Source organism: Pseudomonas sp. GNP013 (assembly GCF_054343995.1).
This window is the reverse complement of record NZ_JBTGUT010000001.1, coordinates 732,555-746,401: the sequence shown is the minus strand read 5'-3', so window position 1 is coordinate 746,401 and position 13,847 is coordinate 732,555. Positions and strand designations below refer to the sequence as shown.

Annotated in this window: 11 protein-coding genes; 8 read left to right on the top strand and 3 right to left on the bottom strand. The window is 61.1% G+C overall.

From position 1 onward, the window contains the following. Window positions 1-2: 2 nt before the first annotated feature. Complete coding sequence (locus ACXX81_RS03390; RefSeq protein WP_231423785.1) at window positions 3-1,334, top strand: DUF58 domain-containing protein; 1,332 nt, start codon at window positions 3-5, stop codon at window positions 1,332-1,334. 60 nt (window positions 1,335-1,394) lie between these two features. On the opposite strand, the gene ACXX81_RS03385 is transcribed toward ACXX81_RS03390, so the two are convergent. After that, window positions 1,395-1,754 carry a PilZ domain-containing protein gene (locus ACXX81_RS03385; protein ID WP_209984313.1) on the bottom strand — a complete coding sequence of 120 codons (360 nt, stop codon included), beginning with the start codon at window positions 1,752-1,754 and terminating at the stop codon, window positions 1,395-1,397. A gap of 222 nt (window positions 1,755-1,976) precedes the next feature. Beyond that, a complete protein-coding gene (locus ACXX81_RS03380; RefSeq protein WP_209984316.1) occupies window positions 1,977-2,351 on the bottom strand; it encodes a tol-pal system YbgF family protein in 375 nt (124 codons plus the stop codon). Window positions 2,352-2,526: 175 nt separating this feature from the next. On the opposite strand from ACXX81_RS03380, the gene pyk reads away from it, so the two are divergent. Further along, window positions 2,527-3,978 (top strand): pyruvate kinase, encoded by a 1,452-nt coding sequence (gene pyk / locus ACXX81_RS03375; RefSeq protein WP_209984319.1) that lies wholly within the window; start codon window positions 2,527-2,529, stop codon window positions 3,976-3,978. Window positions 3,979-4,056: 78 nt separating this feature from the next. On the opposite strand, the gene ACXX81_RS03370 is transcribed toward pyk, so the two are convergent. Beyond that, a complete protein-coding gene (locus tag ACXX81_RS03370) occupies window positions 4,057-4,989 on the bottom strand; it encodes an iron-sulfur-binding ferredoxin reductase (RefSeq protein ID WP_231423193.1) in 933 nt (310 codons plus the stop codon). A 219-nt stretch (window positions 4,990-5,208) separates the two neighbouring features. Between ACXX81_RS03370 and ACXX81_RS03365 the strand changes: the two genes are divergently transcribed. The 6 genes from ACXX81_RS03365 to ACXX81_RS03340 all read left to right on the top strand — a co-directional run bounded on the left by ACXX81_RS03365 (window position 5,209) and on the right by ACXX81_RS03340 (window position 13,841). Then, a complete protein-coding gene (locus ACXX81_RS03365) occupies window positions 5,209-6,732 on the top strand; it encodes a fumarate hydratase (RefSeq protein ID WP_209984327.1) in 1,524 nt (507 codons plus the stop codon). A gap of 197 nt (window positions 6,733-6,929) precedes the next feature. Further along, window positions 6,930-8,696, top strand: a complete 1,767-nt coding sequence (locus ACXX81_RS03360) for a sensor histidine kinase (RefSeq protein WP_322214409.1) — start codon at window positions 6,930-6,932, stop codon at window positions 8,694-8,696. Beyond that, window positions 8,690-10,015, top strand: coding sequence for a two-component system response regulator MifR (gene mifR / locus ACXX81_RS03355; RefSeq protein ID WP_458571208.1), 1,326 nt, complete (start codon window positions 8,690-8,692; stop codon window positions 10,013-10,015). Before ACXX81_RS03360 ends, mifR begins: the two co-directional genes overlap by 7 nt. Window positions 10,016-10,293: 278 nt before the next feature. Further along, window positions 10,294-11,607 carry an MFS transporter gene (locus ACXX81_RS03350; RefSeq protein ID WP_458571207.1) on the top strand — a complete coding sequence of 438 codons (1,314 nt, stop codon included), beginning with the start codon at window positions 10,294-10,296 and terminating at the stop codon, window positions 11,605-11,607. Between the two features lie 168 nt (window positions 11,608-11,775). Beyond that, window positions 11,776-13,230, top strand: coding sequence for a PAAR domain-containing protein (locus ACXX81_RS03345; protein ID WP_458571206.1), 1,455 nt, complete (start codon window positions 11,776-11,778; stop codon window positions 13,228-13,230). Continuing rightward, window positions 13,227-13,841, top strand: a complete 615-nt coding sequence (locus ACXX81_RS03340) for a hypothetical protein (RefSeq protein WP_458571205.1) — start codon at window positions 13,227-13,229, stop codon at window positions 13,839-13,841. The genes ACXX81_RS03345 and ACXX81_RS03340 overlap by 4 nt, the downstream gene beginning before the upstream one ends. Window positions 13,842-13,847 lie beyond the last annotated feature (6 nt).

Sequence of the window (13,847 nt, the reverse complement as noted above, 5' to 3'; positions counted from 1 at the left end):
CCATGAAGCCAACCCGTCTGCTGCTGATCTGGCTCGGTGTCCTGCTGGGTTTGAACACTCTGCTGGGTATCACCGCAGCGTTGCAGCTCAAGCTGCCCGACACCCTGCACCAGGTGGCGTGGGGCCTGTTGCTGGCGCTGTTGCTGCTGGCCCTGCTGGACGCCCTTCGCCTGCGCCGCCGCCCGGGCATCCGGGTGCAACGGCAGATGCCTGGCAGCCTGGCCCTGGGTCGCTGGGGCGACGTGCGCCTGACCCTGCACCACGATTATCCGCAGCCGCTGACCGTGCAGGTATTCGATCACGCACCCGATGGGCTGAGCGTGGAGAACATGCCCCAACTGATTGAACTGCGACCCGGCACGCGCAGCGAGTTGGGCTATCGCCTGCGCCCGTTGCGGCGCGGGCATTTCAGCTTCAGTCGGTGTGAAATTCACCTGCCCAGCCCACTGGGGCTGTGGTCGGCTCGACGCTTTGTGGAGGTATCCGACGCCACCCGCGTCTACCCGGACTTCGCGCGCCTGTATGGCGCACAACTGCTGGGCGTGGACAGCTGGCTGAGCCAATTGGGTGTTCGACAGCATCCGCGACGCGGCCCAGGGCTGGAGTTTCATCAGTTGCGCGAGTTTCGCGAGGGCGACAGCCTGCGGCAGATCGACTGGAAGGCCACCGCACGCCAACGCACACCCATCGCCCGGGAGTATCAGGACGAGCGCGACCAGCAAATCGTGTTCATGCTCGATTGCGGTCGGCGCATGCGCAGCCAGGACGCCGAGCTTTCCCACTTCGACCACGCCCTCAATGCCTGCCTGCTGCTCAGCTACGTCGCCTTGCGTCAAGGCGATGCGGTGGGGCTGTGCACCTTTGCCTGCGATCAGCCCCGTTATCTGGCGCCCGTCAAGGGCACCGGCCAGTTGAACCTGTTGCTCAACAACGTCTACGACCTGGATACCACGCAACGCACCGCCGATTACGAAGCCGCTGCCAGCCAACTGCTGGCCCGACAGAAACGCCGTGCGCTGGTCATTGTAGTGAGCAACCTGCGGGACGAGGACGATGAGGCATTACTGACTGCAGTCAAACGCATCGGCCGCCAACACCGGGTGCTGGTCGCCAGCCTGCGCGAGGAAGTGCTCGACCAACTGCGCCAGTCTTCCGTGCAAACCTTGCCCGAGGCATTGGCCTACAGCGGCGCCGTCGACTACCTCACCCGGCGCGACGAATTGCATGATCGTCTGAACGCCCACGGGTTGGCCGTACTGGATACCCTGCCCTCAGCGCTGGGACCGGCGTTGGTGACGCGTTACATGGACTGGAAAAAAGCCGGGGTGTTATAAAAAATGCGCACGACCACGGCGAAGGTAAACACACCTGCCCGGGTCGACAACGCGCGATGTCTAGGCAGAAGCCTGCAAGTGGTCAAAACTGAAGTAACGCAACAAGGCGGTGATCAGTTGTCTGTACTCCGCAGGCGCGGCGACCACACTGAAACCTGAGTCATAGTGCTGCGGATTGACGTCCTCACGACTCCACAAACATGTAGCAGTGAGGTCGATTGCCTGAACGTCCCCATTCGCCATGGGAACCTTCACGCACAGTTCAAACGTCGCGCTGATCATCATCGGTAATTGGCTGATCAACATCAGCCCGTCTTCAGACACATTGCCCAGGTAACCAATAGGCTTGTCCGTAAACCGATTGAACACTTGCAGGAAACGGGATAACTCATGCCGCTCAATACGTCGATTAGTAAACATGATGAGTGCCATCCATTGGATATTACTCTGGCCGAGCCAGTGATTCGGAACGGCGATACAGGCCCGCTCTCCCCGAGGTCGGCGCGACGACGGTGTTGTGCGTCATCGCTATGAATCTACCAACTCCAGACATTCAATCCATTTGAATATAAAAATATCGAACAGATATACAAATATTAGCCTAAGACGTGAGACGGGCCAGTTACAGCGTGACAAATTTTATCAAAGGGATGCGGGCCGGGGTTGCGCGACGCTGGCGCCTGGGTAATGACCCAGTTGCTGCAGCGTGTCCAGGCGGGCGCGGGCGCGGTACGCGTATTCGCTGGACGGGTACTGGCTGATGATGAACTGATAGGTTTGCACCGCATCCACAAACAGCTTCTGTCGCTCCAGGCATTGCCCGCGCAACATCGAAACTTCCGGCTGTACGTAGCGCCGGGTACGGCTTTCACGGTCGACCTGGGACAATTCCAGGGTCACGCGCTCACAGTCACCCACCTTGTACGCACGGTAGGCGTTGTTCAAATGATGGTCCATGGACCAGCGGGTGCAGCCGACAACACTGACGGCCAGGGCAGCAACGAGCAAAATTCGCATGGGGGTTCTCCTGTCTTGTGCAGTGTATCGACCCCTCGTCGAAAATCTTCAAGGATGTTCGTCTATTCAATTGACGCTCAAACCAGCCAATCGTCGATAAGTAGTGCAAACGAACAATGACTACAACCAAAGAGCATAGTAGCCTTCCCCAGCGCTTGAACTCAGGAGTCTGTGCATGTCCGTCCGTCGCACCAAAATCGTCGCCACCCTTGGCCCGGCCAGTAACTCGCCGGAAGTCCTCGAACAGCTGATTCTGGCTGGTTTGGACGTTGCCCGTCTGAACTTCTCCCACGGCACCCCGGACGAGCACAAGGCTCGCGCCAAGCTGGTGCGTGATCTGGCCGCCAAGCACGGCCGCTTCGTCGCGTTGCTGGGTGACCTGCAAGGCCCGAAAATTCGTATCGCCAAATTCACCAACAAGCGCATCGAGCTGAAGATTGGTGACAAGTTCACCTTCTCCACCAGCCATCCGCTGACCGACGGCAACCAGCAGGTCGTGGGTATCGATTACCCGGATCTGGTCAAGGACTGTGGCGTCGGCGACGAACTGCTGCTCGACGATGGCCGCGTGGTCATGCGCGTCGACACCGCCACCCCGACTGAACTGCACTGCACCGTGATCATCGGTGGCCCGCTGTCGGACCACAAAGGTATCAACCGTCGCGGCGGTGGCCTGACCGCCCCGGCCCTGACTGAAAAAGACAAGGCCGACATCAAGCTCGCCGCCGAGATGGAAGTGGACTACCTCGCCGTATCCTTCCCACGCGACGCTGCCGACATGGAATACGCCCGTAAACTGCGCGACGAAGCCGGCGGTACCGCCTGGCTGGTGGCGAAGATCGAACGCGCTGAAGCCGTGGCCGATGACGAAACCCTCGACGGCCTGATCAAGGCCTCCGACGCCGTGATGGTTGCCCGTGGCGACCTGGGTGTGGAAATCGGCGACGCCGAGCTGATCGGCATCCAGAAGAAAATCATCCTGCACGCACGCCGCCACAACAAAGCGGTCATCGTGGCGACCCAGATGATGGAGTCGATGATCCAGAACCCGATGCCGACCCGCGCCGAAGTGTCCGATGTGGCCAACGCCGTGCTCGACTACACCGACGCCGTGATGCTCTCGGCCGAAAGTGCCGCTGGCCCGTACCCACTGGAAGCCGTGCAGGCGATGGCGCGTATCTGCGTCGGTGCCGAAAAGCACCCGACCAGCAAGACCTCCAGCCACCGTATCGGCAAGGTCTTCGAAAGCTGCGACCAGAGCATCGCCCTGGCGGCGATGTACACCGCCAACCACTTCCCGGGCGTGAAAGCGATCATCGCCTTGACCGAAAGTGGCTACACGCCGTTGATCATGTCGCGTATCCGTTCCTCGGTGCCGATCTACGCGTTCACCCCGCACCGCGAAGCCCAGGCCCGCGCGGCGATGTTCCGTGGCGTCTACACCGTGCCGTTCGATCCTGCTTCGCTGCCGCCTCATGAAGTCAGCCAGGCCGCCATCGACGAGTTGATCAAACGCGGTGTTGTGGAGAAGGGCGACTGGGTCATCCTGACCAAGGGCGACAGCTACCACACCACCGGTGGCACCAATGGCATGAAGATTCTGCACGTAGGTGACCCGCAGTTCTGAGTGACTCGCTGAAAAACAAAAGCCCCGCCATGTGAATGGCGGGGCTTTTTGCCTTTCAAAGGGGCTGATGTGCTCCGCTTAACCGCGGGACAGGAACACATCGGCCAGCAGTTGATTGCGCGGCAGGCCCGCCAGGAACAGGCGCTTGGAAAACGCCTCGACGCTGGCGGGATGCCCGCAGAGCAACGCCAGGGTTTGCCGGGAAACCACCCGCAGTTGCGCCAATGCCTGGTCAAGCTCTGCCGCCGTCCACAGCTCCACCGTCAGGTTGGGATGGCTGGTGGCCAGGGCCGCCAAGGGGCCTGCCAGGTAATGGCCGTCGACATCATGCGCCAGGTGAATCACGCGGATCGCACCCTGGTGATCCTGACGTACCGCCTCGCGCAATACGCCCCACAGCGGGCCGAGGCCTGTGCCGGAGGCCAGCAGCCACAAGGGTCGCGCCTGCCAGTCCGAATCGTAGTGCAGCGCCCCGCCGCGCAGTTCGCCCAGGCGCAGGCGATCACCGACGGCCAACCCTCGTGCGGCATCGCTGAATTCGCCGGGCAAGCGGCAATCCAGATGAAACTCCAGAAACGGATCCTCCTGCGGCAAGCTTGCCAGCGAATACGGCCGCGCCACCTGCCCCGCCCACAACACCACATGCTGCCCCGCCCGGTAACGCAAACCACGCTCCGGCTGCACACGCAGGCGCAGTACCGAAGCGCTCAGCCAGTCGACCGCCATTACCTGTGCCGCCACACCGTCACGCAAGGGATCGAAGGCTTCGACCTGCACATCACCGATCACCTGGCACTGGCAGGCCAGGCGCCAGCCGTCCTGGCGTTGTGCCGGGCTCAGGGCATCGGGCTGTTTGTCTGCAACTTCGCCGCGACAGCGCACGAGGCAGGCATGGCAACTGCCCGCCCGGCAACTGTAAGGCACGGCCGCGCCCGCCTGATTCAAGGCATCCAGCAGGTTGCTGCCGGTGGGGACCGACCAGTGGCGTTCACCGACGTGCAGTTCAGGCATATAAAGGCTCAATCAGAAGGGACGCGCACAGGGAATCATGCCTGCGACAGTTTGACCATAGCCGGGTGTATCACCCACCGCACCGGGTTATACTGCCGCGCCTTTTTAGCGTCGCGCCTTGCACCACTGTGACGTGCCTTGGAAAGGTGGCTTCAGCCGACCGATGCACTTCACTGAAGCCACCTTTATTGAATGTTCCCTTATAGAGGAGCGCGACTCATGACCGTGATCAAGCAAGACGACCTGATTCAGAGCGTTGCCGACGCCCTGCAATTCATCTCCTATTACCACCCCGTGGATTTCATCCAGGCGATGCACGAAGCCTACCTGCGCGAAGAATCGCCAGCGGCCCGTGACTCCATGGCGCAGATCCTGATCAACTCGCGCATGTGCGCCACCGGCCATCGCCCGATCTGCCAGGACACCGGTATCGTCACCGTGTTCGTGCGCGTGGGTATGGACGTGCGTTGGGATGGCGCCACGATGGGCCTGGACGACATGATCAACGAAGGCGTGCGTCGCGCCTACAACCTGCCGGAAAACGTCCTGCGCGCCTCCATCCTTGCCGACCCGGCCGGCGCGCGTAAAAACACCAAGGACAACACCCCCGCCGTGATCCACTACTCCATCGTCCCGGGTAACACCGTGGAAGTGGACGTGGCCGCCAAAGGCGGTGGTTCCGAAAACAAGTCGAAAATGGCCATGCTCAACCCGTCCGACTCAATCGTCGACTGGGTGCTCAAGACTGTTCCGACCATGGGCGCCGGCTGGTGCCCACCGGGCATGCTCGGCATCGGCATCGGCGGCACCGCCGAGAAAGCTGCGGTAATGGCCAAGGAAGTGTTGATGGAATCCATCGACATCCACGAGCTGAAAAAGCGCGGCCCCTCCAACCGTATCGAAGAGATGCGCCTGGAGCTGTTCGAGAAGGTCAACCAACTGGGCATCGGCGCCCAGGGCCTCGGTGGCCTGACCACCGTGCTCGACGTGAAGATCATGGACTACCCGACCCACGCAGCCTCGCTGCCGGTGTGCATGATCCCCAACTGCGCCGCCACCCGTCACGCGCACTTTGTGCTGGACGGTTCCGGCCCGGCGTCGCTGGAAGCGCCACCGCTGGATGCCTACCCGGAGATCGTCTGGGAAGCCGGCCCGTCGGCCCGTCGCGTCAACCTCGACACCCTTACTGCTGAAGACGTGCAAAGCTGGAAGCCGGGCGAAACCGTGTTGCTCAACGGCAAGATGCTCACCGGCCGCGACGCCGCGCACAAGCGCATGGTCGAGATGCTCAACAAGGGCGAAAGCCTGCCGGTGGACCTCAAGGGCCGCTTCATCTACTACGTCGGCCCGGTTGATCCGGTGCGCGAAGAAGTGGTTGGCCCAGCGGGCCCGACCACCGCTACGCGGATGGACAAGTTCACCCGGCAGATCCTCGAGCAGACCGGCCTGTTGGGCATGATCGGCAAATCCGAGCGCGGTCCGACCGCCATCGAAGCGATCAAGGACCACAAGGCCGTGTACCTGATGGCCGTGGGCGGCGCCGCTTACCTGGTGGCGCAGGCCATCAAGAAGTCGCGTGTAGTGGCCTTCGCCGAACTGGGCATGGAAGCGATCTACGAGTTCGACGTCAAAGACATGCCGGTCACCGTTGCGGTGGACAGCAAGGGCGAATCCGTCCATATCACCGGTCCCGCCATCTGGCAGAAAAAGATCAGTGAAAGCCTGGCGGTGGAAGTGCAGTAAGCACAGTCCCGCAAGGAGAAAGGCGACTGCGGCCCAAAGCCCAGTCGCCTTTTTTATTGTGAAAATACAGTCAAATGTGGGAGCGGGCTCAACTGAACGACATTGGGCAAGCCCCCCTCCCACACAAGCCCATTCGCCACAGACTCAAGCAGCGCATGCTATGGTGCGCTCCCCCCACTGCGCCTGCTCATCACCGTATGATCGTGATCACCCGCCCCCTGCGCCTCACCTTCTACGCCCTGCTGATCATCGCCGGTGCGCTATTGGCCGCCGCCCTTGCCACACGTCAAGCCGAGCGCCAGGCGCTGGTGGAGGATGCCGCTCGCGCCAATCAGCAGCTCGCGTTGTACGCCAACTCGCTGCACACCCTGATCGAACGCTACCGCGCGCTGCCTGCCGTGCTGGCGCTGGACTCGGAAATGATCCGCGCCCTGAAGGGCCCGCTGGACGCCGCCACTCAGGATGTGCTCAATCGCAAGCTGCAACGCATCAACAGCGCCGCGCAGTCTTCCACCCTCGAATTGATGGACCGCACTGGCCTCGCGGTCGCAGCCAGTAACTGGAACCTGCCGAGCAGCTACGTGGGCCACAACTACGCATTTCGTCCCTATTTCAGCCAGACCCTGAGCCAGGGCACCGGGCGTTTTTATGCGGTGGGGGTAACCACCGGCATACCGGGTTACTTTCTCTCCAGCGCGGTGCTCGACGAGAACGAACAGTTCCTCGGCGCCATGGTGGTGAAACTGGAATTCCCCGAACTTGAACGCGAGTGGGCCCAGGGCAACGACCTGCTGCTGGTCAGCGATGCGCGGGGCATTGTGTTTATCGCCAATCAGCCGGGCTGGCGTTATCGCAATCTGCGGCCGTTGTCCGACAGCGACCAGGCCGAACTCAAAGCCACGCGCCAGTACGACAAGAAATACCTGCAAGCGCTGGACACCAGCACCCTGCAACGCTTCGGCGAAAACAGCCACCTGATGCGCGTCAACGGTCCTGACGGCAATGCCAATTACATCTGGGAATCCATGCCGCTCAAAGCCGAGGGCTGGACCCTGCACCTGCTGCGCAAGCCGCAGTCCGCCTTCGAAGACCAGCGCAACGCTGGCCTGGCCGCCGCCGGGTCCTGGCTGGCGCTGGTGTTCCTGGTGCTGTTCCTCAGCCAGCGCTGGCGCCTGGCCCGTCTGCGCCAGCGCAGTCGCGAAGAGCTTGAACAATTGGTCGATGAACGCACCCAGGCGCTGCGCACTGCCCAGGACGGCCTGGTGCAGTCGGCCAAGCTGGCGGCGCTGGGGCAGATGTCGGCCGCCCTTGCCCATGAAATCAATCAGCCTCTGACCGCCCAGCGCATGCAATTGGCGACGCTGCGCCTGCTGCTGGACCACGGCCGCGTGGATGACGCCTACCAGGCGCTCACCCCGCTGGACGAAATGCTCACGCGCATGGCCGCCCTCACCGGCCACCTCAAGACGTTCGCCCGCAAGAGCCCCAGTGGGCTGCGCGAACGGCTCGACCTGGCCACGGTGGTCGACCAGTCCCTGCACTTGCTCGACGCGCGCCTGCGTGATGAAGCCATCGGCGTGAGGCTGGACCTGACTCGCCCGGCCTGGGTGCGCGGCGACGCAATCCGCCTGGAACAGGTGCTGATCAACCTGCTGCGCAACGCCCTCGACGCCATGGCCGACACGCCGCGCAAACGTCTGGAAATACGCCTGCACGCCGATGAGCAATGCTGGCAACTGACTGTCAGCGACAGCGGAGGCGGGATTGCCGAAGAGCATCTGCCCTGCGTGTTCGACCCGTTCTTTACCACTAAGCCGGTGGGAGACGGACTCGGCTTGGGGCTGGCGGTATCCTACGCTATCGTGCACGAACTGGGCGGGCGCCTGAGCGCCGGTAACCGTGGCGATGGCGCGGTATTCACCCTAACCCTGCCCGTCGCGCTGGAGACGCCAGACCTATGTTGAACGCAGTAATGGTGGTCGATGACGAAGCCGGCATTCGCACGGCCGTCGAGCAATGGTTGAGCCTGTCCGGATTTGACGTGCAGTTGTTCAGCCGTGCCGACGAGTGCCTGGCGCAACTGCCCAGGGATTTCCCCGGAGTCATTCTGAGCGACGTGCGCATGCCGGGTTTGAGTGGCCTGGAGCTGCTGGCCGAAGTGCAACGCCGCGATGCCGACTTGCCAGTGATCCTGCTCACCGGCCATGGCGATGTGCCGATGGCGGTCGAAGCTATGCGCGACGGCGCCTACGACTTCCTGGAAAAACCATTCAGCCCGCAGGACCTGCTCAACAGTCTGCGCCGTGCGCTGGACAAACGCGGGCTGGTGCTGGAGAACCGTCGCCTGCATCAGCAGGCCGATCATCGCGCGCAGCTGGAAACCAGCCTGCTGGGCGTGTCCAAAGGCCTGCAAACATTGCGCCGCCAGGTGCTGGACCTGGCGAGCCTGCCGGTCAATGTGCTGATTCGCGGCGAGACCGGCAGCGGCAAGGAGTTGGTCGCGCGCTGCCTGCATGATTTCGGGCCACGGGCGAAGAAGCCGTTCGTGGCGCTCAATTGCGCGGCGATCCCCGAGCCGTTGTTTGAAGCCGAACTGTTCGGCCACGAAAGCGGCGCCTTCACGGGTGCTCAGGGCAAGCGCATCGGCAAGCTCGAGTACGCCCACGGCGGCACAGTGTTCCTGGATGAAATCGAAAGCATGCCCCTGGCCCAGCAAGTGAAATTGCTGCGGGTGCTGCAGGAGCAGACACTGGAGCGACTGGGTTCCAACCAAAGCATCCAGGTGGACCTGCGCATCATCGCCGCCACCAAGCCGGACCTGCTCGAAGAGGCCCGCGCTGGACGCTTTCGTGAAGACCTGGCGTATCGATTGAACGTCGTCCAACTGCGCCTGCCGCCGCTGCGCGAACGTCGCGAAGACATTCCACTGCTGTACGAGCACTTTGCACAAAGCGCCGCCGAACGCCTTGGCCGCAACGTCGAGCCGTTGAGCGGGCCGCAGTTGGGCCGCCTGCTCAGCCACGACTGGCCGGGCAATGTGCGGGAGCTGGCCAACGCCGCCGAGCGTCAGGTGCTGGGGCTGGGCGAGCCAGAACCGGAGGGGATTGAGGTCGGGCAATCGCTGGCGGCGCAGCAGGAGGCGTTTGAGGCCCATTGCCTGAAAGCTGCGTTGAGCCGACATAACGGCGATATCAGAGCGGTACTGGCGGAGCTGCAACTGCCGCGTCGGACCCTGAATGAAAAGATGCAGCGCCATGGGTTGGTGCGGGAGATATTTCTGTAGGTCGATATCGGCGTCGCCTGCCAAGCCGCCATCGCGGGCAAGCCCGTCTCCCACAGGGGAATGCATTGCAAAGGTGGGCGCTGGCTTGCCTGCGATGACGCCAGCAGCCATCAGCGGATTTTCGCTCATCACCGCAAAACCATCAGCGACTTTCCGCTCAAAAAAATCTTGTAGCCCTTCTATCGCGGGCCTTCATCTGTTTGGCACAGCTCCTGCTACAGCCGAACCACGCTGCGTTCGCGCCGCGCCATAAAAACAACTAGATGAAGGATCCTTAGATGGATAACTCCAACTCCCTGCCTCTGGGCTCGGCGGCTGCGCCGGCACGCACCACTTCCAGCCGTATCAAGTCGATCTTCAGCGGATCGGTCGGCAATATGGTCGAGTGGTACGACTGGTATGTCTATGCTGCTTTCTCGCTGTACTTCGCCAAGACCTTCTTCCCCAAAGGCGACACCAACGCCCAACTGCTCAACACGGCCGCGATCTTTGCCGTAGGCTTCCTGATGCGCCCGATCGGCGGTTGGCTGATGGGCCTTTATGCCGATAAGGTCGGGCGTAAAAAAGCCCTGATGGCCTCGGTCTACTTGATGTGCTTTGGCTCATTGCTGATTGCTCTCAGCCCGGGCTATGAAATCATTGGTATCGGTGCACCCATCCTGCTGGTATTTGCCCGTTTGCTGCAGGGCCTGTCAGTTGGCGGCGAATACGGCACGTCCGCCACCTACCTCAGCGAAATGGCGACCAAGGAACGTCGTGGTTTCTACTCCAGCTTCCAGTACGTGACCCTGATCTCCGGCCAGCTCATCGCGCTGGCGGTGCTGATCGTACTGCAACAACTGCTCACCACCGAGCAACTGTACGCCTGGGGCTGGCGTATCCCGTTCGCCATCGGCGCCCTGTGCGCAGTGGTCGCGCTGTACCTGCGGCGCGGCATGGAAGAAACCGAGTCGTTCATCAAGAAGGAAAAAGCCAGGGAAAGCGCCATGCGCACCTTGATGCGCCACCCCAGGGAACTGATGACCGTGGTCGGCCTGACCATGGGCGGTACACTGGCCTTCTACACCTACACCACCTACATGCAGAAATACCTGGTGAACACGGTGGGGATGAGCATTTCCGACTCCACCACCATTTCGGCGGCGACGCTGTTTCTGTTCATGTGCCTGCAACCCCTCGTCGGCGGCCTGTCGGACAAGGTCGGTCGGCGGCCGATCCTGATCGCCTTCGGCATTCTCGGCACCCTCTTCACTGTGCCAATCCTGACCACCCTGCACACCATCCAGAGCTGGTGGGGCGCGTTCTTCCTGATCATGGCGGCGCTCGTCATTGTCAGCGGCTATACCTCGATCAACGCGGTGGTCAAGGCCGAGCTGTTCCCGACCCAAATCCGCGCACTGGGCGTGGGCCTGCCCTACGCACTGACCGTGTCGATTTTCGGCGGCACCGCCGAATACATCGCGCTGTGGTTCAAGAGCATTGGCATGGAGACGGGTTACTACTGGTATGTGACCGCGTGTATTGCGGTGTCGCTGTTGGTGTATGTGACCATGAAGGACACCCGCAAGCATTCGCGGATCACCACGGACTAAGGGTTCGGGAGGTGTAAAAAAGGGGCCATGTCAGCTGATGACATGACCCCTTTTTCATTTGAACCGACTGCGGAAGCCACCTACACCAGACCAAGAAGCGTCTGACTTCTCGTACATCGCCCACTCCCCTAGAGTGCTCGTCCCTTCTAATAAAAAGACATATCCGGCATGCGGCGATATTTCATTACCCGAGGAGCCAAAACGACTGCGGGCGGTACCGTAATAGGCGGTTTGAGCGGCTTCGGCATCAAGCAGGTAGACATCGCACTTGAAGGCCACGAGGTACTTTGCCCGGCCTGCAAAACCACGGGAGTGATTGCCTGCGTCGGCCCGCGCCTGAGCCAGAACGCGCGGGGGCGAAAAGTGGCGCTCTCGGACGATCTTTGTTACTGCAAATGCGACCCGTCGCCTCGCCTGATTGCTGACCAGTTCGAGCGGTATCAGACCATTACCGCTGAAGACACCTCGGTATTCAACAGAGCCAGCCCCGCATCCACCACACCCCAAGCCCAAGCGGCCACGGTACGACTCTCCCCGCCTCCAAAGCCCTCCGCTTCAGCCTTGAGCCAGATGCTCGACTCATCCTGCGAGCGTAATTGGCGCTTCTACCAGAAGCAGGCAGAAGACATCGTTGCTCCTGGCGGCCAGTTGATTGCCGATCCCCGGTTGCGCAACCGGGTCATCAACTCGGCTTACGCACAGCTATGGCTATTGGATAACCGCTTTCAGTGGGCAGGGCTGGCGGCATTTGCGTCCAAGCAAGTGGGCTGCGGGCTGCTGCATGCGGCTGAATCCATCGAGAACATTCAGACGGAATACGAGGCGGCGGAGCTGTTGAGAAGAAGTGCCCGCAAAGGGGCTTGGGGATTGTTCAGCGCCGAGGAGCGTGAACGACGGGCGAAGCTACAGGAGTACGAGCAACGGCAGCGTGAATATGAACGTGCCAATCGCGAGAACCCGGTGCCGGGAATTGATTGGCGGCCTAACGGTGAGCCGTTATCGACCGTGCAACAGCTCTATCAGCATGTGTACGAGATGATGGCGATGGGGAATACGACGCTGTTTTTGGATGTGTTTCCGTTGCATGCTTTTTATAAAGATAAGGGATTGGATGGGCTGAGGACCTGCTTACGCTTACGCAGGAATATCTATCGGGACAGCCAATCTCCAGTGCTTTGGCCGGTTGGGCAAGAGACGCTGACGTTTGGTACGAGCCACAAGGAAATCCTGCAAGCCTTCGAGGCCATAGATGCTGGCAACATTACCGAAAGTGTTGAGTATCTCGCTGACCACGAACAACGAAATATTCTTCAACCCACAATGTACGGTGACCCAAAACTGGTAGCCCTACTCCGTAGCAACCATCTCTCCTACGTCACCGGGATACCGTCCGGTGTCGCTCAAGCCATTGAACTGACGCTGGCAAGCCAATGCCGCCACGTCGAAGACGGCCGAACCATTGAATTCAGCAATAATCCCGTCGCCAACCTGGCCGATATCGACCAACGCATGACCTTCGTGCTGAAGGCTGCTGCGCAGTTTGACGCACTTCTGCATAGCATTGAGCGGCAGCGAATCGAACAGTCCCTGGAAGATATCGCTGGAGGCCGGGGTGTCCAATGAGCAGGATCACGCAAACCGGTCGGCGACGTGTCGGATTTGGACTGGTCGCTGCCATACTTCTCGTAGGGTTAGCGATACGCCTCGGTGCCGACGAGCCGGAGATTGCGTTGACGCCTGGCGAGGCCTGGGAAGACATGCGGCAGCGCTCCAGCGCAACGATAGACCCCGCCATTACCGGACGTCACTGGTTCAGGATCCCCAAGTCGGATGCCCGATTGCGGCTTGTGGATGCGGAATATGGATTCCTGACACCTCTCGCTCGCTTCTTCACGATAGGCTTTGATAATGAGCGGATAGGCAGTATTCGAATGTCCCCTCAAATCGAGCCCATATCGCTCGACGACACACTCAAGGTCGTATTGGACTTGCAAGACCAATGGCGCAAAGGCGGCTGGATCCCGATTCATATCAAGGACAATCCACCCTTTGCCGACACGCCGCAATGGCACGCCCAGTTGCGAGATGTGAACCGTGGAGGCGTGTCGTATTGGCAAGCCGGGGACAAGTACCAAGTGATGTTGTTGGTTAATCGGTTCAAGGATTATCGTAATCCCAATGAAGAGCGCTACCTCATCACGCTAGCCCTGGCCATACCATGGATACCGCAATGATGAAAT